This is a genomic window from Allobosea sp. GW823-FHT01F03 (assembly GCF_058798075.1).
The window spans coordinates 4,272,419-4,291,226 of record NZ_CM179505.1 but is presented as its reverse complement, the minus strand read 5'-3'; the positions used below and the strand labels follow the sequence as shown (position 1 = coordinate 4,291,226).

Sequence of the window (18,808 nt, the reverse complement as noted above, 5' to 3'; positions counted from 1 at the left end):
CGGCGCTAGGGCGCCGGGAAAGGCTTGCCAAGGCAGGCGGGCGCGTTGCGGCCGCCGGTTCTCGTTCCTAGCGACATCATCGTCAGAACCACAATGGTCGCAAGGTAGGGTGTCATCGCCAGCACCTCCGGCGCGATCCAGCTGATGCCGGCCGCCTTGGCCTGCAGCTCGAAGGTCGCGACCGCGCCGAAGAGATAGGCGCCGAGCAGCAGCCGCCCCGGTTTCCAGGCGGCGAAGACGACGAGGGCGAGCGCGATCCAGCCGCGCCCGGCGGTCAGCCGGTCGGCCCACATCGGCGTCAGCGCCAGCGAGAAATAGGCGCCGCCGAGCCCGGCGAGCGCGCCACCGAAGCCGGTCGCGGCGGCCCTGATAGCGAGCACGCGATAGCCGATCGCATGGGCGGACTCGGCGTTCTCGCCGACGGCGCGCAGGATCAGCCCGGCCCGCGTGCGCCGCAGGAACAGGCTGACGGCGAGAACCAGCAGCAGCGAGAGATAGACCAGCGCGTCATGGCCGAAGACCAGGCGCAGCCAGGGATGGTTGGCGTAGTCGGCGGGGAAGAGCGGGCCGAGCCGCTGGATGGTGCGGCCGACGAAGCCGGCGCCGAACAGCGAGGAGACCCCGATGCCGAAGATCGTCAGCGCGAGCCCCGTCGCGACCTGATTGGAGCCGAGGCCGAGCGTCAGCAGGGCGAAGATCATCGCCGCCAGGAGGCCGGCGACTGCCGCGGCGACGAGGCCGAGCGTGACGCTGCCGCTGCTGTAGGCGACCGCGAAGCCGGTCACCGCGCCGCAGAGCATCATGCCCTCGACGCCGAGATTGAGAACGCCGGCCTTCTCGGTGACGAGCTCGCCGAGGCCGGCCAGCAGGATCGGCGTCGCCGCCGCTGCCAGCGTCATGAAGATCGAGACGAGGATGATGCTGGTCATGGCGCGACCTTCGCGTGGCCGCGCCGGAAGGCGAGCCGCCAGCGCACCAGCACGTCGGTGGCGAGCAGGAAGAACAGCAGCATCGCCTGGAACATGCCGGTCGCCGCCTGCGGCAGCCGGACGGTGCTCTGCGCGATCTCGCCGCCGACATAGGTTACCGCGAGGACGAGGCCGCCGAAGACGATGCCGATCGGCGAGAGCCGTCCGAGAAAGGCGACGATGATCGCGGTGAAGCCGTAGCCGACCGGAAATTGCGGGGTGAGCTGGCCGAAGGGACCCGCCGCTTCGAACAGCCCGGCCAGGCCCGCGAGCCCGCCGCTGGCGAGCAGGGCGGCCCAGGTGATGCGGTTCGCGTCGAAGCCGCCATGGCGAGCGGCCGCTGGCGCCCGCCCCACGACCCTGACCGCGTAGCCGGCGACCGTCCTGCCCAGAACGAACCAGGCGATGACCGCCAGCAGCAATGCGACGGGAACGCCGAGATGGACCAGCGAGCCCTCCGCGATGGCGGGCAGGACCTGATCGCCGCTGAACATCTTGGTCTGCGGGAAGTTGAAGCCGTCCGGGTCTTTCCACGGGCCACGTACGAGGTAGTACAGGAACTGGACGGCGACATAGCTCAGCATCAGGCTGGTCAGGATCTCGCTGACCTGCAGCCGGACCTTGAGGAGGGCGGGGATCGCGGCCCAGGCGCCGCCGCCGATGACGCCGGCCAGCGCCATAGCGGGCAGGATCCACCAGCCGGTCATGTCATGGGTGAGCAAGGCGACGCCGGTGCCGGCGATGGCGCCCATCACATATTGCCCCTCGGCGCCGATGTTCCAGACATTGGCCCGGAAACCGATGGCGAGGCCGAGCGCGATGATCACCAGCGGCGCGGCCTTGACGCCGAGATCGGCCCAGCGCTGCGGTTCGAGCAGCGGCGTCAGGAAGATCGCCTTGACCGCGTGAAAGCCGTCATAGCCGATCGCGCTGAACACCAGCATGCCGGTCAGCATGGTCAGGGCGATGGCGATCAGCGGGCTCAGATAGAGCATCGCCCGGCTTGGTTCGCTGCGGCGGCGCCATTCAAGCATGGGCATGGTCCGCTGCTACCGCCTCGCCATGGACGCCGCCCATCAGCAGGCCGATCTCCTCCAGCTTAAGCCCGGCGACCGGCCTGGCTTCCGAAAGCCGGCCCTCATTGATGACGCAGAGCCGGTCGGCCAATTCGAGCAGCTCGTCGAGGTCCTGCGAGATCACCACGATCGCCGAGCCCCTGGCGGCGAGATCGACCAGCGCCTGCCGGATCGCGGCGGCGGCGCCGGCATCGACGCCCCAGGTCGGCTGCTCGACGACCAGGACCTCAGGATTCTGGCCGATTTCGCGACCCATGATGAACTTCTGCAGATTGCCGCCGGAGAGCGCGCCGGCGAAGGCTGCGGGGCCGGTGGTGCGAACGTCGAAGCGCTGGATCACCTCGCGCGTATAGGCATCGACCGGACCTTGCCGGATCAGGCCCGAAGGCGCCAGCGGCAGCCGATGCCGCGCCGTCAGCACGACATTGTCGGCGAGCGAGAAATCCGGCACTGCGGCGTGACCGTTGCGCTCCTCAGGCACGCAGGCGAGTCCGGCGGCGCGGCGCCGGCCGGCATCGGCATGACCGAGCGCCTGCCCGTCGAGCTTGACGGCATCGTCCGAGGCGGTGCGGCGCTCGCCCGACAGAGCCAGCAGCAGCTCGGCCTGTCCATTGCCCGCGACGCCGGCGATACCGAGGATTTCGCCGGCATAAGCGGTAAAGCCGATGGTCTTCAGGTCGGTGCCGAAGGGCGGCTCGCCCGGCATGTTCAGTCCGCTGACGACGAGGCGGGCTCGGCGCGCCTCGCCGGTTCCCGCGGGACGCTCGATGCTTTTCAGCTCCGCTCCGATCATCAGCTCGGCCATGCGCCGGGTCGATTCCGTGCGCGGATCGCAGGTTGCGACGACCCGGCCGGCCCGCAGGATGGTCGCGGCCGAGCACAGCGCTTTGATTTCGTGGAGCTTGTGGCTGATGTAGAGGATCGAGCAGCCCTCGGCGGCGATCTGGCGCAGGGTGTCGAACAGGCGCTCGACCTCCTGCGGGGTCAGCACCGAAGTCGGCTCGTCCATGATCAGGAGTTTTGGCTTCTGCAGCAGGCAGCGCACGATCTCGATGCGCTGGCGCTCGCCGACCGAAAGCGTGTGCACCTCGCGGTTCGGGTCGAGCGGCAGCGAATAGCTGTCGAGGATCGCCTTGATCCGCCGTTTCAGCTCTTCCGCCGGGACCTTCTCGTCGAGGCCCAGCGCGATGTTCTCCAGCACCGTCATGCCGTCGAACAGCGAGAAATGCTGGAATACCATGCCGATGCCGAGCTTGCGGGCGGCCTTGGGCGAGAGGACTTCGACGGGGTGGCCGTCCCAGCGGATTTCGCCTTCGTCGGCGCGCTGCACGCCGTAGATGATCTTGACCAGGGTCGACTTGCCGGCGCCGTTCTCGCCGAGCAGGGCATGGATCTCGCCGGGGCGGACACCGAAGCTGATGTCCTGATTGGCCTTCACGCCCGGAAAGCTCTTGGAGACATGGGCGAGCGCCAGACGTAAGGAGGCCGTCTCGTCAGGCGGCTGCGTCATGGGCGGCTCGGCCTTTCTCTGGCAGGGTGGCGTCCTTCCCCGCGAAGGCCGCCTTCTCGCCAAGCAACCAACGTACCAGCTCGGCCGCCGTCAAGGCCGCGATCACCTCCGGACGCTTGTCATGCACATCCGATCCACCGATCGGGCAGGTCAGGCGCGTCAAAGCCGTGCTTCCGGGATGCCGGCGGCGGAAGCTCGCCTCGAAGCGGGCGCGTTTCGTGCCTGAGCCGATCATCCCGACATAGGCCGCATCGCCGCGCAGAAGCGCCGCCTCGGCCAGCCGGTAGTCGAGCGGATGGCTGTGGGTCAGGACGATGAAGGCAGCGCCGGCATGCGCCGTGACGAGTGCCTGCTCGGGATCGTCGAGGTGCAGGCAGGAAATGGCCTCGGGCAGGTCCGCGAACTGGTCAGGGCGGTCGTCGATCAGCGTCACTGCCAAGGGCAGCAGGGAAAGGCAGTGCGCGAGCGCCCGGCCGGTATGCCCCGCGCCGAAGATCAGCACCTGCGGCCGGCGGGCAGCCGCTTTCGTCTCGCTCGCGCGCAGGGCGGCGAGGTCGGCGGGGATGGCGCGCGTCAGCGAGACCTCGACGCGCCCGCCGCAGCATTGGCCCATTTGCGGGCCGAGCGGCAGGTCGATCCGGCGCCGATCCTCGCCGGTCGCCAGCATCTCGCGGGCGAGGTCGAGGCAATGGAATTCGAGCTGTCCGCCGCCGATCGTGCCGGCGCTGGCATGGTGCGAGACGATCATCGTCGCCCCGGCCTCGCGTGGCGTCGAGCCCTGCGCGCGTTCGATGCGGACGATGATCGCGCCTTCACCGAGCTGCCTGCCGAGAAAATCGGAGAGCGTCATGATGCGCCCTCCGCGGCTGCAGCCAGGGCCCGCACCCGCTCGACCGCGTCGAGCACGCGCTCGGGCGTCGCCGGTGCGTCGAGCTTCGGACAGAAGCGATGCTCGCCGACGCTGGCGACCGCATCCGACAGAGCGTGCAGCACGCTGATCGCCAGCATCAGCGGCGGCTCGCCGACCGCCTTGGAGCGATGGATCGTGTGCTCGCGGTTCGGGGCGTTCTCCAGCAATGCGACGTTGAAGATGCGCGGGCGGTCGGAGGCGACGGGGATTTTGTAGGTCGAGGGCGCATGGGTCCTGAGGCGCCCCTTCTCGTCCCAGACCAGCTCCTCGGTGGTCAGCCAGCCCATACCCTGGACGAAGCCGCCCTCGATCTGACCCTTGTCGATCGCCGGGTTCAGCGAGTTGCCGCAATCATGGAGGATGTCGACGCGTTCGACCTTGTACTCGCCGGTCAGCGTGTCGATCGCGACCTCGGTCGCCGCTGCGCCATAGGCGAAATAGTAGAACGGGTGGCCGCGCCCGGCCTTGCGGTCCCAGTGGATTTTCGGCGTCGCATAGAAGCCGGTGGCCGAAAGCTGGATACGCGCCATATAGGCGGCCTTGACCAGCTCGACGAAGGCGATCTCGCGCGCCCCGATCCGAACTCGCCCCGGCAGGAAGGCGATCGCTTCCGGGGCCTCCTGCCAGCGCTCGGCGGCGAAGGCGACGAGCCGTGCCTTGATCGTCTCGCAGGCATCGAGCGCCGCCATGCCGTTGAGGTCGGAGCCGGAGGAGGCGGCGGTCGCCGAGGTGTTCGGCACCTTGCCGGTCGTCGTCGCGGTGATCCTGATCTTGTCGAGGCCGATGCCGAAGGCCTGGGCTACGACCTGCGCCACCTTCTGGTAGAGCCCCTGGCCCATTTCGGTGCCGCCATGGTTCAGCGAGATCGTGCCGTCCGTGTAGACATGCACCAGCGCGCCGGCCTGATTGTACCAGGTCGCGGTGAAGGAGATGCCGAATTTCACCGGGGTCAGCGCGATGCCGCGCTTGATGACGGGGCTCTCGCGGTTGAAGGCGCGGATCGCCTGCTGCCGCTCGCGGTAATGGCAGTCGCGTTCCAGCTCGTCGATCACCTCGCCGGCGATCATGTCCTCGACCTGCTGGTGATAAGGCGTCGTCAGCCGGTCCTCGCCGCCATAGAGATTGCGCCGTCTCACCTCCAGCGGGTCGAGCCCGGTGGCGTAGGCGACCTCCTCGATGAAGCGTTCGGCCCCGACCATGCCCTGCGGCCCGCCGAAGCCGCGGAAGGCGGTGTTCGAGACCGTATGCGTCCGTAGAGGCTCGGAGCGGGCCCGTACTGCCGGGTAGAAATAGCAATTGTCCATGTGGAACAAAGCGCGGTCGGTGACCGGGCCGGAAAGGTCGGCATTCCAGCCGCAGCGCGCCGCATAGACGGCGTCGACCGCATGGATGCGCCCGTCATCGTCGAAGCCGATCTCGTAATCGACGACGAAGTCATGGCGCTTGCCGGTGATCACCATGTCGTCGTCGCGATCGGGCCTGAGCTTCACCGGCCGCCCGAGCTTGCGGGCCGCCAGCGCTGCGACGCAGGCGAAGAGATTGGCCTGCGTTTCCTTGCCGCCGAAGCCGCCGCCCATGCGCCTGACCTCGATCGTCACCGCATGGGCGCCGACGCCGAGCACAGTCGCGACCATGTGCTGGACCTCGCTCGGATGCTGCGTCGAGGAGTGCACCAGCATGTCGTCATCCTCGCCGGGAATGGCGAGGGCGATCTGGCTTTCGAGATAGAAGTGGTCCTGCCCGCCGATCGCCATCGCGCCCTTGAGCCGGCGCGGGCTCGCCGCGAGACCGGCGGCGACATCGCCGCGTTCGAGCTTCAGCGGCTCGGTGACGAGTTCGCCGCCTGCGGCGCGCGCCGAAGCGACGTCGAGCAGGGGCGCAGCTTCCTCGTATTCCGCTTTCGCCAGCGCCGCGGCATGCCGCGCCTGCTCGCGGGTCGTGGCGATCACCGCGAAGAGCGGCTGGCCGTGATGCAGGATCGCCTCGGCCGCGAAGACCGGCTCGTCATGCTTGTGCGTCGAGGAGATGTCGTTCTCGCCCGGAATATCGGCGGCGCTCAGGACGGCGAGGACGCCGGGCGCGGCTTCGACCGCCGACAGGTCGAGCGACAGAAGCCGGCCATGGGCGATGCTGGAGAGGCCGAGGCACGCATGGGCGGTTCCCGCCGGCTCCAGGATGTCGTCGACATAGACGGCCTCGCCGGCGACGTGCTTGGCAGCGGAGTCGTGCTTCAGCGGCGAGCCGACGATCGGCCGCGTCTCCATGGCGTCGAGCCGTTTGCGTGCGTCAGCCATGGGCGGCCTCCGCCAGCAGGCCGGCGACCCGGGTCGCCGCTTCGGGAACGGTCGTTTCGAGCAGGAACCGCCGCAGCAGGTTGCCCGCGACTTTCAGCCGGTAGGCCGCCGAGGCGCGCATGTCGGTGAGCGGCGTGAAATCACCCGCGAGCGCGGCGATGGCGGCGGCGACGGTGGCCTCGTTCCAGTACCGGCCAAGCAGGGCCGCCTCCGCCGCCTTCGCGCGCTTCGGGATGCCGGCCATGCCGCCGAAGGCGAGGCAGGCCTCGGCGATGCGGCCGTTGGCATCACGGCGCAGCAGGAAGGCGCCGCACAGGGCCGAGATGTCCTCGTCGAAGCGCTTCGAGATCTTCGAGACGTGGAACAGCGCATCGGCCGGCAGTTTCGGTACCAGCACGGCTTCGACGAACTCGCTCTCGCGCCGGTCCTGCTTGCGATAGTCGAGGAAAAAAGCTTCGAGCGGGATTGTCCGGTGTTCACTGCCTTGGCGCAGCACCAGCGTCGCTCCCAAAGCGATCAGCGCGGGTGGCAGGTCGCCGATCGGCGAGCCATTGGCGATGTTGCCGCCGATCGTGCCGGCATTGCGCACCTGTTCGCCGCCGAAGCGGCGCATCATTTCGTCGAGCTGCGGAGAGATGGCTGCGAGCGCCTTGCGCACGGCGACATGGTTCGCCATCGCGCCGAGGCGCAGATGGTCGCCTTCGTCGGAGATGGCGCGCAGTGCCTCGATCCGGCCGAGATGGATCACGGGATCGAGCCGGCGCATGCCCTTGGTCACCCAGAGCCCGACATCGGTCGCGCCGGCGATCAGCGTCGCCTGCGGGTGGGCGGCGACGAGCTCGGCGAGGGCTTCCGTAGTGGCCGGGGCGTAATAGCGTCGCTCGCCATCGCCTATCGCCACAGTCTGTCTGTCACGCAGTTCGGCGAGGCGGGCGGCGATGCCGGCCTGCGTTGCGACGAAGCGGTCCTGAGAGCGGTCGGCCGCAGCCGCCCGCAGCCCGGCCGCGATGATTGGTTCGTAGCCTGTGCAACGGCAGAGATTGCCGGCGAGCGCTTCCTCGATGCGCGCGATGGATGGTGCCGCCTCGTTCAGCCAGAGTGCGAACAGCGACATCACGATGCCCGGCGTGCAGAAGCCGCATTGTGAGCCATGGCAGTCGACCATCGCCTGCTGCACGGGATGAAGCGTGCCGTCCGCGCCTTTCAGATGCTCCACCGTCAGGAGCTGGCAGCCGTCCAATGTCGGGAGGAAGCGGATGCAGGCATTGATCGCCTCGTAGCGCAGATGGCCTTCGTCGAGGCGGCCGATGACGACGGTGCAGGCGCCGCAATCGCCTTCGGCACAGCCTTCCTTGCTGCCGGTGCGGCGCCGGTCGAGCCGGAGCCAGTCCAGCACCGTCCGGGTCGGATCGCAGCTTGCGATCTCGACCAGCTCGTCGCCGAGCAGGAAGCGGACGGTTTCACGCATGGCAGCCCCGTCGAGAGCAAATCGCGAACATGCCCTGAGATTAGGCATGTTCGTCGCTTGGCCGGAAGCTTTGATTTGGTGCAGATAAGATAGGTATCGGCGCCGGAGTGTGCAGGTTGAGCAGGCAGGATGCGGTCCGCGCCCTGAGGGGCCGGCTTCTCTGGTTCGTCGGCGATCCCCATGGCGCCGGCGCGGCCGCGCATCGCTATGTCGAGGACGGGCTGCTGATCGTCGAGGGCGGGCTGATCCGGGCGGCCGGCGAGGCGAGGGGGCTGCTGCCGACCCTGCCGGCGGGGGCCGAGATCATCGACCATCGCCCGCATCTGATCATGCCTGGCTTCATCGACGCCCATATCCACATGCCGCAGACGCAGGTGATCGCCTCCTATGGCGCGCAGCTGATGGAGTGGCTGAACAAATACACCTTCGTCGAGGAGCAGAAGCTCGAGCAGCAGGGCCATGCCGAAAAGCTCTCGCGCTTCCTGCTCGACGAACTCCTGGCGAGCGGCACCACGACCGCGGCGGTCTATTGCTCGGTGCACGAAAAATCGGCGGAGGCGTTCTTCGCCGAATCGCATCGCCGCAACACAAGGATGATCGCCGGCAAGGTGATGATGGACCGCAACGCGCCGCCGGCGCTGACCGACACGGCCGAAAGCGGCTATGCCGAGAGCAAGGCGCTGATCGGCCGCTGGCACGGCAAGGGCAGGCAACTCTACGCGATCACGCCGCGCTTCGCCGTGACCTCGTCGCCTGAGCAGATGGCGGCCTCGCAGCGCCTGGTCGCGGAGCATCCAGGCTGCTTCGTCCAGACCCATATCAACGAGAATCGGGCCGAGATCGCCTTCGCCCGCGAGCTTTATCCAGAAGCCGCCGACTATGCCGGCATCTACGAGGATTACGGCCTGCTGGGCCAGAAGAGCCTGCTCGGCCACTGCATCCACATGACCAAGCGCGAATGGCGCGCCTTCGCCGAGCATGGTGCGGTCGCGGTCTTCTGCCCGACCTCGAATCTCTTCCTCGGTTCCGGCCTGTTCGACTGGGAGCGGGCCCGGCGCGAGGGCGTCAAGGTCGCGCTCGCCACCGATATCGGCGGCGGCACCTCCTACTCGATGCTGCGGACCATGGCCGAGGCCTACAAGGTGCTGCAATTGCAGGGGCAGTCGCTCTCGGCCTTCGAGGCCCTGCACGCGATTACGCTCGGCAATGCGGTCGCGCTCGGCCTCGACCAGCTGATCGGCTCGTTCGAGCCCGGCCGTGAGGCGGATGTCGTGGTGCTCGATCCCGCCGCGACGCGGGCGATGGCGCACAGGCTCGAGACCGTGCGCGATCTTTCGGAGGAACTCTTCGTGCTGGTCACGCTCGGCGACGAGCGCAACGTGATCGCGACCTATGTGATGGGCGAGCTTGCCTCCGGATGTTCAACACATTGAAAAATTGTTGAACATCCGGACGACGGACGGCGATGTGAACGCTGACGGATAGTCAATCAGCCGAGCGCACCGCCCTTGCGGGCATGCTCGAGATAGATTTCGCGCAGGCGGAGCGTCGCCGGTCCCGGCGCGCCATTGTGGATGCTATGGCCGTCGATCGTGGTCACCGGCATCACCAGGCTGGTCGCCGAGGTGATGAAAGCTTCCTCGGCATCGAGCGCTTCGGCCAGCGTGAATTCGCGCTCCTCGAAGCTGAAGCCGCTCTCGGCGAGGAAGGCGAGCACGGCCTTGCGGGTGATGCCGGGCAGCACCTTGTTGGAAAGCGGGCGCGAGATCAGCGTCTTGCCCTTGACGATCCAGGCGGTCGACGAGGCGCCTTCGGTGACGACGCCGTCCTCGATCAGCCAGGCTTCCTGCGCGCCGTTCTCGGCGGCGAACTGCTTGGCCAGCACCGGCCCGAGCAGGTTGACGCTCTTGATGTCGCGGCGGGCCCAGCGCAGATCCGGCGTGCTGACCACCTTGATCCCGGTCTTGACCTGCGGGATGTCGGCGAACTGGCGCGCCTGGGTGAACAGGACGATCGTCGGCTTGATGTCCTTCGGGAAGGCGAAGTCGCGGTCGGCGGCGCCGCGCGAGACCTGCAGATAGATCGAGCCCTCGTCGAGCTTGTTGCGAACGATCAGTTCCTGATGGATCGCGATCAGTTCGTCGCGGCTCCAGGCCAGCTTCAGGCCGATCTCGTTGCAGGAGCGCTCCAGCCGGATCAGATGGGCCTCGCAATCGACGAGTTTGCCGCCGAGCACGGCCGAAACCTCGTAGATGCCGTCGCCGAAGATGAAGCCGCGGTCGAAAATCGAGATCGTGGCGTCTTCCTCGGGAAGATAGGCGCCATTGACATAGACAGTACGGCTCATCGCTCGGGTCTCTTGCTGGGTGGACAAAGGCGCACCTTTCCTATCCGAGCGGAGCTGGCGATGCGAGAGGGCAGGCCGTGTTGCCGCTCGGCGCCAGGCGCAGAGCGCGGCCGGATGCCTGACGGTTCAGCATTTCAGCGCGGCAGCGATCAATCTTTGCGTGTACTCCTCCTGCGGAGTCTCGAAGATCGCTTCGGTCGGCCCGCGTTCGATCACCTTGCCGTCCTTCATCACCATGATCTCGTCGGACATCGCCCGGACCACGGCAAGGTCATGGCTGATGAAGAGATATGACAGGCCGTGCCGCGCCTGCAGCTGCTTGAGCAAAGCGACGATGCTGGCCTGAACCGTGCGGTCGAGCGCCGAGGTCGGCTCGTCGAGCACGACCAAGGCCGGGTGCAGGATCATGGCGCGGGCGATCGCGATGCGCTGGCGCTGGCCGCCTGAGAACTCGTGTGGATAGCGGTTGCGCAGGGCGGGCTCGAGTGCGACCTCGGCGAGCGCTTGCGCGGCGCGGCGCTCCCGCTCGGTGCGCGACAGGCCGGGCTCATGGACGAGCAGCCCTTCGGTGACGATCTCGCCGACGGTCAGCCTTGGCGAGAGCGAGCCGAACGGGTCCTGGAACACCGCCTGCAGGCTCCGGCGCAGCGGGCGCATCGCAGCCCGGTCGAGCCCGGTCAGTGCCCGGTCCTCGAAGCGCACCAGCCCGCCCGCCGGCACCAATTGCAGGACCGCCCGGCCGAGCGTCGACTTGCCCGAGCCGGATTCGCCGACGATGCCGATGGTCTGGCCGCGCCGCAGGCTGAGATCGACACCATCGACGGCATGCAGCACCGCCTTGTGCCGCCCGAACAGGCCCCGTGAAAGGTCGAAAGTCACGCGCAGGTCGCGGGCTTCGAGCAGGATCGGCACATTAGCGGGAGGCGGAGCCTTGCGGCCATGCGGCTCGGCCGCGAGCAGGGCGCGGGTATAGGGGTGCACCGGCCGCTCGAAGATCGCCGAGGTCGCGCCGCTCTCGACGATCTCGCCGGCCTTCATCACATGGACGCGCTCGGCATATTTCCTGACGAGGCCGAGATCATGGCTGATCAGGATCACCGCCATGCCGAGGCGCTGCCTGAGCTCGGCGATCAGCGCCAGGATTTCGGCCTCGATGGTGACGTCGAGCGCGGTGGTGGGCTCGTCGGCGATCAGGATGTCGGGATCATTGGCGAGCGCCATGGCGATCATCACGCGCTGGCGCTGGCCGCCGGAAAGCTCGTGCGGATAGGAATCGAGCCGCCGCTCCGGATGTGGAATGCGCACCAGCTTGAGCAGTTCGAGCGCCCGCGCCCGCGCCGCCTTGCGCGACAGGCCCTGATGCCGGCGCAGCGGCGCGGCCATCTGCGCCCCGATCCGGAACAGCGGATCGAGCGAGGTCATCGGCTCCTGGAAGATCATGGCGAGCTTCCTGCCGCGATAGGCGTTGAGCCTGGCCGGGGACAGGCCGAGCAGCTCTGTGCCGCGATAGCGGATCGAGCCGGAAGCCTCGCCATTGCTGGCGAGGAGACCCATCGCCGCCATCACGCTCTGGCTTTTGCCTGAGCCGGATTCGCCGACGATGGCGACGAACTCGCCGGCTGCGACGTCGAGGTCGATGCCGCGCACCGCCTCGCACGGCCCGTCATTGGTGCGGAAGCGAACCTTGAGGTTGCGGATGGCGAGGACGGGTTCGCTCGCCATCTCAGCGATCCCTGGGGTCGAGCGCATCGCGCAGGCCGTCGCCGAGGAAATTCAGGGCGAACAGGGTGGTCACCAGGAAGGCCGCCGGGAAAGCGAGCATCCAGGGCGTCGCCTGGATCGCCCGTGCCCCGTCCGAGATCAGAACGCCCCAGCTCGTCATCGGCTCCTGCACGCCGAGGCCGAGGAAGGAGAGGAAGCTTTCGAGCAGGATCACCTTCGGCACCAGCAGGGTGACGTAGACGATCACCGGGCCGAGCGTGTTGGGGATGACATGGCGCTTCAGGATGCCGCCGGTGGAGACGCCGAGCGCTTCGGCTGCCAGCACATAGTCCTGGCGCTTGATCGAGAGCGTCTGGCCCCGGACGATCCGGGCCATGTCGAGCCATTCGATCGCGCCGACGGCGAGGAACATCAGGATGAAGTTCCGGCCGAAGAACACGACCAGCAGGATCACCAGGAAGATGAAGGGCAGCGAATAGAGCACGTCGACGATGCGCATCATCACCATGTCGATGCGCCCGCCGAGATAGCCGGCGGTGGCGCCATAGGCGACGCCGATCACCAGCGCGACGCCGGTGGCGAGCAGGCCGATGGCGAGCGAGACGCGGCCGGCGACCAGGGTCCGGGTCAGGAGGTCGCGGCCATTGCTGTCGGTTCCGAACAGGAAATGCTGGCGCTTGATCGGCACGGCCAGCGCGAGCCGGCGGCCATCCTGCTCGCTCGCGAGGAGCCGCGGCGTGCCGAACTGGTCGGATCGGTCGAAATAGACCAGCAGGCGCTGGTCGATCGGTCTTTGCGCCGTCAGGACCAGCCGGACCTCCTGCGCTTCCACCGTGATCTCGCTCGGCGTCGCCCTTATGCGCGAGGCGATGCGCTGGACGGCGGCGGGCAGGGCCTCGGCCTTCGGATAGGCCGAGAGGCTGGCGGGCACGCGGACATAGTCCTGATAGACCCGGTCGTAAGGGTGGCCGGTGAACCAGGGCCCGAAGCTGCAGATCAGCGTCATCAGCGCCAGCACGACGAGACTCGCGACCGCGGCGCGATTGCGCAGCAGGCGGATGCGGGCATCCTGCCAGAGCGTGCGGCCGGCGGGCGGGGCGGGGAGTGGTACGGCCTCGCTCATCGGCTCAATCCAGCCTGACGCGCGGGTCGAGCAGCGCGTAGAGGATATCGACGACGAGATTGAAGACGAGCACGAAGATGGCGACGACGACCACCGTGCCCATCACCAGCGTGTAGTCGCGGTTGAGCGCGCCTTCGACGAAATAGCGCCCGATGCCGGGAATACCGAAGATCGTCTCGACCACCACCGAGCCGGTGAGCAGGCTCGCCGCCGCCGGGCCGAGATAGGAGATGACCGGCAGGGCGGCCCCGCGCCCGGCATGCAGGGCGATGGTCGCGCCCGAGAGGCCCTGCGCCCGCAGGGTCCGGATATGGTTGGCGCGCAGCGTCTCGATCATCGCCGCCCGCGTCATCCTGGCGATCACGGCGATCTGCGGCAAAGCGAGCGTCACGATCGGCAGGACGGTGTTGCGCAAGGCACCACCATTCCAGCCGCCGACCGGGAGCCAGGCCAGAGTCAGCCCGAAGATGATCTGCAGCACCGGGGCGACGACGAAGTTCGGGATGGTGATGCCGGCGGTGGCGAAGCCCATCACCGCATGGTCGGCCCCACCATTCTGGCCGAAGGCGGCGAGCGCGCCGAGCGGGCCGCCGATGGCGAGGGCGAGCAGGAGCGCCGAGGCGCCGAGCCGCATCGAGACCGGCAGCCCCTGCGCGAACAGTTCGGCGATCGAGAAATCGCGGAAATAGAAGGAGGGGCCGAAATCGCCGCGCAGCAGAGCGCCAAGATAGGTCAGGTACTGGGCGTGAAGCGGCTGGTCGAGCTGGTAGATCCGCCGCAGGTTCTCCATCACCTTGGCTTCGAGCGGCTGTTCGAGATCGAACGGCCCGCCCGGTGCGAGCCGCATCAGGAAGAACGAGAGCGTGACGATCACGAACAGGGTGGGGATCGCGGTGGCGAAGCGGCGCAGGATGTAGGTGAGCATCAGATTGCGCCGGGATCCCCGCCATTCTTCCCTTCTCCCTCTGCGGGAGAAGGTGGCCCGAAGGGCCGGATGAGGGGGCGCTCAGGTCTACCCGTCATGCTCGCCCTTGTGGCGAGCATCCACGTCTCGAGCACCGCATTCGTCACAGGAAGACGTGGATGGTCGGGACAAGCCCGATCATGACGATGAAGCGTCGTCCGCCCCCTCACCCCAACCCTCTCCCGCAGGGGGAGAGGGGGAAGGTCGTGCCTGTTCAGTCGGTCAAGCCCGGCCATGACGTACGTCGGTCACGGCTTCAGGCTCATGAACCGCGTCGGCAGCGCGCCGCGCAGATTCTGCTGGAAGCCGACGAGCTTCGGCGAAACCAGGTTCTTCGAGGAATAGTACATCAGCGGGATCCACGGCATCTCGGCCGCGAGAATGGCGTCGGCCTCGCGTAGCACTGCGGCGCGCTTGGCGAGATCGAGTTCGTCGGCGCCCTGCTGCAGCAGCGCGTCGAATTTCGGATTGGCATATTTGCCGGAATTGAAGCCCTTATTGTCGCTGAGGAACAGGAACAGGAAGTTCTGCGGATCGGAATAGTCGCCGATCCAGCCATAGCGGGCGATGTCGAAATCGCCGCCGTCGCGCAGCAGGGCGAAATGGGTCTTGCCGTCGGTGTTGATGAAACTGGTCTCGACGCCGAGCACCTTCCACTGCTCGGCGATGGCGATCATCGTGCGGCGGTTGTTGTCGGTGGTGTTGTAGCGCAGCTGCACCCGTAGCGGCATGCCGGGACCGTAGCCCGCGGCGGCGAGCAGGCGCTTGGCCTCCTCCTCGCGGTCGAGCGGCGAGACGCTCTTGAAGTCGGCCTCGGCGCGCTCGCCGTAATTGCCGATATTGGGCGGGATCACGCCATAGGCCGGCAGCATGGTGCCCCCCCAGATCTCCTCGGCGATGAACTCGCGGTCGATCACCAGCGACAGCGCCCGGCGTACGCGCAGGTCGTCGAAGGGCTTCTTCGCCGTGTTCACGATCAGGAAATAGGTCCCGAGATAGGGCGCGACCTTGACCTGATTGCCGAGCTTCTCGCGCAATTGCTGGATCTGGTCGGCCGGGATGTCGGTCGTCATATGCAGTTCGCCGGCCTGGAAGCGGCGCGCGGCGGCGGCGAGGTCGGAGGCGGGATAGTACAGGATCGTGTCGATCTGCACATTCGCCGCATCGTGGAAGTTCTTGTTCTTCTCCATCTTGATGTGGGAGTTCGGCACGAACTCCTTCAGCGTGTAGGCGCCGTTGGAGACCCAGTTCTCCGGCTTGACGAAGTCCTTGCCGAATTTCTCGACGGAGGCCGGATGCACCGGCAGGCCGGTCTGGTGCGTCAGCAATTCCAGGAAATAGGGCGTCGGCCGCTCCAGCTTGATTTCCAGCGTCGTGTCGTCCGGCGCCTTGACGCCGAGCTCGTCGAGGCCCGCGCCTTCGCCCGATTTGTTGATCTTCTCGGCGTTGAGGATGGGGTAGAGGATGTTGGCGTATTTCGCGCCGGTCGCGGGATTGATGATCCGCTTCAGCGAATAGACGAAGTCGCCGGCCTTGACCGGATCGCCATTCGACCATCTGGCGTTGGCGCGGAGCTTGAACGTGTAGCTCTTGCCGTCCTCGCTCATCGTCCAGCTCTCGGCGACGCCGGGCACGACATTGCCGCTGATATGGTGGATGACCAGCCCCTCGGAGAGGTCGCGCAGCAGATGCGCCTCGCTCACCGTGGAGGTCTTGTGGGCATCGAGCGTCTCGGGGTCGCCGTCATTGCCGCGATGGAAGACCACTTCCGCGAGAGCCGTTCCGCCGAGGCCGCAGGCGAGGCTGGCGGCAAGGGCGAGAGGCCGCAGCCGGCGCAGGAGCGGCGACTGACGCGTGAAGCTTTTCATGAGCGCTCTCCGAAGCTTAGCCGGACGGGCCCCTTTCCCGCTCGTGCGGGAAGTATGGGCCGATCCTGAGGCCGGAGCCAAGGAGGAAAACGGGGGCTTCAACCGTTCTTCGGGAGGTGTCGGCGGGTGCCGAAAAGCACCCGCGCGGCTGACGCAGGCAGGAGGCCGGGCGGGCGAACCAGCCCGGCTCGCTGTTCGCTCTTCAGCCCTTCTGGCCGCGCCCCTGCGCCTCGACCACCGCGACCGCGGTCATGTTGACGACGCCGCGCGAGGTCACCGAGCCCGTCAGGATATGCACGGGCTTCGCCGCGCCGATCAGGATCGGCCCGACCGGCAGCGCGTCGCCCAGCACCTTGGCGAACTGGTAGGCGATGTTCGCCGCATCCAGATTCGGGAAGACGAGGACATTGGCGACGCCCTTCAGCCGCGAGGAGGGCAGGACCCGGTCGCGGATCGCCGCCACCAGCGCCGAATCGGCCTCCATCTCGCCGTCGCATTCGAGATCCGGCGCACGTTCGCGGATCAACCCCAGCGCCTTGCGCATCTTCAGCGAGGAGGGCGTGTCGGCCGCGCCGAAATCGGAATGCGAGAGCAGGGCAATCTTCGGTTCGATGCCGAAGCGCTCGACATGGCCGGCCGCGAGCACGGTCATGTCGGCAATCTCCTCGGCGGTCGGATCATGCTTCACATGGGTATCGGTGAGGAAGAAGGCGCCCTTGCTGGTGATGATCAGCGTCATCGCCGCGATGTCGCTGACGCCGGGCTCGAGCCCGATGATGTCGCGGATATGCCGCAGCCGCGAGAGGAAGCGGCCTTCGAGGCCGGTGATCATCGCGTCGGCCTCGCCGCGCACCACGGCGAGCGCCGCGATCACCGTATTATTGGTGCGCACCAGCGAGCGGGCGGCTTCCGGGGTGATGCCGCGCCTGCCGGCGATCTCGAGATAGGTCTGGACATAGTCGCGATAGCGCGGGTCGTCCTCGGGATTGATCAGCTCGAAATCGACGCCGGGCCGGATCGTCAGGCCGAAACGCGCGATACGGGCCTCGACCACGCTCGGCCGGCCGATCAGGATCGGCACCGCCAGGCCTTCCTCGAGCGCCACCTGCGCCGCGCGCAGCACGCGTTCATCCTCGCCCTCGGCGTAGACCACCCGCTTCGGGTCGGCCTTCGCCTTGGCGAAGAGCGGCTTCATCAGGAAGCCCGAGCGGAAGACGAAGCGCGACAGGTCCTCGCGATAGGCCTCGATATCGATCAGCGGCTTCTTGGCGACGCCGGTGATCATCGCCGCCTCGGCGACGGCCGGGGCGATGCGCAGGATCAGGCGCGGATCGAACGGGTTCGGGATCAGCGATGTCGCGCCGAAGGTCTGCGCCTCGCCGCCATAGGCCCGCGCCGCGATGTCCGAGGTCGCCTCGCGGGCGAGCGCCGCAATGGCACGCACCGCGGCGAGCTTCATCGCCTCGTTGATCGTCGTCGCCTGCACGTCGAGCGCGCCGCGGAAGATGTAGGGGAAGCACAGGACGTTGTTGACCTGGTTCGGATAATCCGAGCGGCCGGTGCAGATCATCGCGTCCGGCCGGGCGGCCAGCGCATCCTCGGGCGTGATCTCCGGATTGGGATTGGCGAGCGCCAGGATCAGCGGCTTCGGCCCCATGCGCTTGGCCATGTCCGGCTTCAGCACGCCGGCTGCCGAGAGACCGAGGAAGACGTCGGCGTCGCCGATCACGTCGGACAGCGTGCGGGCGTCGGTCTCCTGGGCGTAGACCTCCTTCCAGCGGTCCATCAGCGTGTTGCGGCCCTTGTGGACGACGCCTTCGAGATCGGTGACCCAGATGTTCTTGCGCTGCGCGCCGAGCGAGACTAGGAGGTTGAGGCAGGCGAGCGCGGCGGCGCCGGCGCCGGAGACGACGATCTTGACGTCGGCGATCTTCTTGCCGGCGAGATCGAGCCCGTTGAGGACGGCGGCGCCGACGATGATCGCCGTGCCGTGCTGGTCGTCATGGAAGACCGGGATGTTCATCCGGGCCTTGAGCTGCTCCTCGATCTCGAAGCATTCGGGGCCCTTGATGTCTTCCAGATTGATGCCGCCGAAGGTCGGCTCCAGCGCCGCGACGACCTCGACGAACTTCTCCAGATTGCGCTGGTCGACCTCGATGTCGAAGCAGTCGATGCCGGCGAACTTCTTGAACAGGACGGCCTTGCCTTCCATCACCGGCTTCGAGGCCAGCGGGCCGATGTCGCCGAGGCCGAGCACGGCGGTGCCGTCGGTGATGACCGCGACGAGGTTCTGGCGCGAGGTCAGCTCGGCCGCCTGGCTGGGATCGTCGACGATCGCCTCGCAGGCTGCGGCGACGCCCGGCGAATAGGCGAGCGCGAGGTCGCGCTGGTTGCCGAGCGGCTTGGTCGCCTGGATCTCGAGTTTTCCGGCCCGCGGCTGGCGATGATAGACGAGGGCGCCAGCGCGAAGGTCGGCCGACAGGGTGCTCTTCATGGTTCCGATTCCCCAGGCGTACGCCCGGCGCAACCGGCGCCGGGCTGTTCGGAGGTCGCCCGTA

At 67.6% G+C, this 18,808-nt stretch carries 13 protein-coding genes; 1 reads left to right on the top strand and 12 read right to left on the bottom strand.

Going from position 1 to position 18,808, the window contains the following annotated elements; translation table 11 throughout:
- Positions 1-5 precede the first annotated feature (5 nt).
- From AC3RCC_RS20595 to xdhA, 6 genes are read right to left on the bottom strand one after another with little or no spacing between them, the layout of a single operon-like run.
- Positions 6-929, bottom strand: a complete 924-nt coding sequence (locus AC3RCC_RS20595; protein ID WP_291634167.1) for an ABC transporter permease — start codon at positions 927-929, stop codon at positions 6-8.
- Positions 926-2,008, bottom strand: coding sequence for an ABC transporter permease (locus tag AC3RCC_RS20590; protein WP_492256437.1), 1,083 nt, complete (start codon positions 2,006-2,008; stop codon positions 926-928). The genes AC3RCC_RS20595 and AC3RCC_RS20590 overlap by 4 nt, the downstream gene beginning before the upstream one ends.
- The gene (locus tag AC3RCC_RS20585; protein WP_492256436.1) at positions 1,995-3,554 is read right to left on the bottom strand and encodes an ABC transporter ATP-binding protein; all 1,560 of its coding nucleotides are present in this window, start codon (positions 3,552-3,554) and stop codon (positions 1,995-1,997) included. The genes AC3RCC_RS20590 and AC3RCC_RS20585 overlap by 14 nt, the downstream gene beginning before the upstream one ends.
- A complete protein-coding gene (xdhC, locus tag AC3RCC_RS20580; RefSeq protein ID WP_492256435.1) occupies positions 3,538-4,404 on the bottom strand; it encodes a xanthine dehydrogenase accessory protein XdhC in 867 nt (288 codons plus the stop codon). The genes AC3RCC_RS20585 and xdhC overlap by 17 nt, the downstream gene beginning before the upstream one ends.
- Positions 4,401-6,728, bottom strand: a complete 2,328-nt coding sequence (gene xdhB, locus AC3RCC_RS20575) for a xanthine dehydrogenase molybdopterin binding subunit (protein ID WP_492258810.1) — start codon at positions 6,726-6,728, stop codon at positions 4,401-4,403. Before xdhB ends, xdhC begins: the two co-directional genes overlap by 4 nt.
- A gap of 22 nt (positions 6,729-6,750) precedes the next feature.
- Entirely contained in the window at positions 6,751-8,274 is a 1,524-nt protein-coding gene (gene xdhA, locus AC3RCC_RS20570; RefSeq protein WP_492256434.1) for a xanthine dehydrogenase small subunit, read from the bottom strand.
- Positions 8,275-8,342: 68 nt separating this feature from the next.
- Between xdhA and guaD the strand changes: the two genes are divergently transcribed.
- A complete protein-coding gene (gene guaD / locus AC3RCC_RS20565; RefSeq protein WP_492256433.1) occupies positions 8,343-9,659 on the top strand; it encodes a guanine deaminase in 1,317 nt (438 codons plus the stop codon).
- 56 nt (positions 9,660-9,715) lie between these two features.
- On the opposite strand, the gene AC3RCC_RS20560 is transcribed toward guaD, so the two are convergent.
- From AC3RCC_RS20560 to AC3RCC_RS20535, 6 genes are all read right to left on the bottom strand, one after another.
- Positions 9,716-10,573, bottom strand: coding sequence for a D-amino-acid transaminase (locus AC3RCC_RS20560; protein WP_492256432.1), 858 nt, complete (start codon positions 10,571-10,573; stop codon positions 9,716-9,718).
- Between the two features lie 126 nt (positions 10,574-10,699).
- Complete coding sequence (locus AC3RCC_RS20555; RefSeq protein WP_492256431.1) at positions 10,700-12,295, bottom strand: ABC transporter ATP-binding protein; 1,596 nt, start codon at positions 12,293-12,295, stop codon at positions 10,700-10,702.
- 1 nt (position 12,296) lies between these two features.
- Positions 12,297-13,418, bottom strand: a complete 1,122-nt coding sequence (locus tag AC3RCC_RS20550; protein ID WP_492256430.1) for an ABC transporter permease subunit — start codon at positions 13,416-13,418, stop codon at positions 12,297-12,299.
- A 4-nt stretch (positions 13,419-13,422) separates the two neighbouring features.
- Positions 13,423-14,343 (bottom strand): ABC transporter permease subunit, encoded by a 921-nt coding sequence (locus AC3RCC_RS20545; RefSeq protein ID WP_492256429.1) that lies wholly within the window; start codon positions 14,341-14,343, stop codon positions 13,423-13,425.
- Positions 14,344-14,630: 287 nt separating this feature from the next.
- Complete coding sequence (locus AC3RCC_RS20540; protein WP_291634188.1) at positions 14,631-16,250, bottom strand: peptide ABC transporter substrate-binding protein; 1,620 nt, start codon at positions 16,248-16,250, stop codon at positions 14,631-14,633.
- Between the two features lie 202 nt (positions 16,251-16,452).
- Complete coding sequence (locus tag AC3RCC_RS20535) at positions 16,453-18,744, bottom strand: NADP-dependent malic enzyme (protein WP_452119106.1); 2,292 nt, start codon at positions 18,742-18,744, stop codon at positions 16,453-16,455.
- Between the last annotated feature and the right edge of the window lie 64 nt (positions 18,745-18,808).

What these genes read in the sequence shown, in the direction of transcription:
- AC3RCC_RS20595 (WP_291634167.1), bottom strand. Translation starts at nt 929, where the DNA reads ATGACCAGCATCATCCTCGTCTCGATCTTCATGACGCTGGCAGCGGCG.
- AC3RCC_RS20590 (WP_492256437.1), bottom strand. Translation starts at nt 2,008, where the DNA reads ATGCCCATGCTTGAATGGCGCCGCCGCAGCGAACCAAGCCGGGCGATG.
- AC3RCC_RS20585 (WP_492256436.1), bottom strand. Translation starts at nt 3,554, where the DNA reads ATGACGCAGCCGCCTGACGAGACGGCCTCCTTACGTCTGGCGCTCGCC.
- xdhC (WP_492256435.1), bottom strand. Translation starts at nt 4,404, where the DNA reads ATGACGCTCTCCGATTTTCTCGGCAGGCAGCTCGGTGAAGGCGCGATC.
- xdhB (WP_492258810.1), bottom strand. Translation starts at nt 6,728, where the DNA reads ATGGAGACGCGGCCGATCGTCGGCTCGCCGCTGAAGCACGACTCCGCT.
- xdhA (WP_492256434.1), bottom strand. Translation starts at nt 8,274, where the DNA reads ATGCCTAATCTCAGGGCATGTTCGCGATTTGCTCTCGACGGGGCTGCC.
- AC3RCC_RS20560 (WP_492256432.1), bottom strand. Translation starts at nt 10,573, where the DNA reads ATGAGCCGTACTGTCTATGTCAATGGCGCCTATCTTCCCGAGGAAGAC.
- AC3RCC_RS20555 (WP_492256431.1), bottom strand. Translation starts at nt 12,295, where the DNA reads ATGGCGAGCGAACCCGTCCTCGCCATCCGCAACCTCAAGGTTCGCTTC.
- AC3RCC_RS20550 (WP_492256430.1), bottom strand. Translation starts at nt 13,418, where the DNA reads ATGAGCGAGGCCGTACCACTCCCCGCCCCGCCCGCCGGCCGCACGCTC.
- AC3RCC_RS20545 (WP_492256429.1), bottom strand. Translation starts at nt 14,343, where the DNA reads ATGCTCACCTACATCCTGCGCCGCTTCGCCACCGCGATCCCCACCCTG.
- AC3RCC_RS20540 (WP_291634188.1), bottom strand. Translation starts at nt 16,250, where the DNA reads ATGAAAAGCTTCACGCGTCAGTCGCCGCTCCTGCGCCGGCTGCGGCCT.
- AC3RCC_RS20535 (WP_452119106.1), bottom strand. Translation starts at nt 18,744, where the DNA reads ATGAAGAGCACCCTGTCGGCCGACCTTCGCGCTGGCGCCCTCGTCTAT.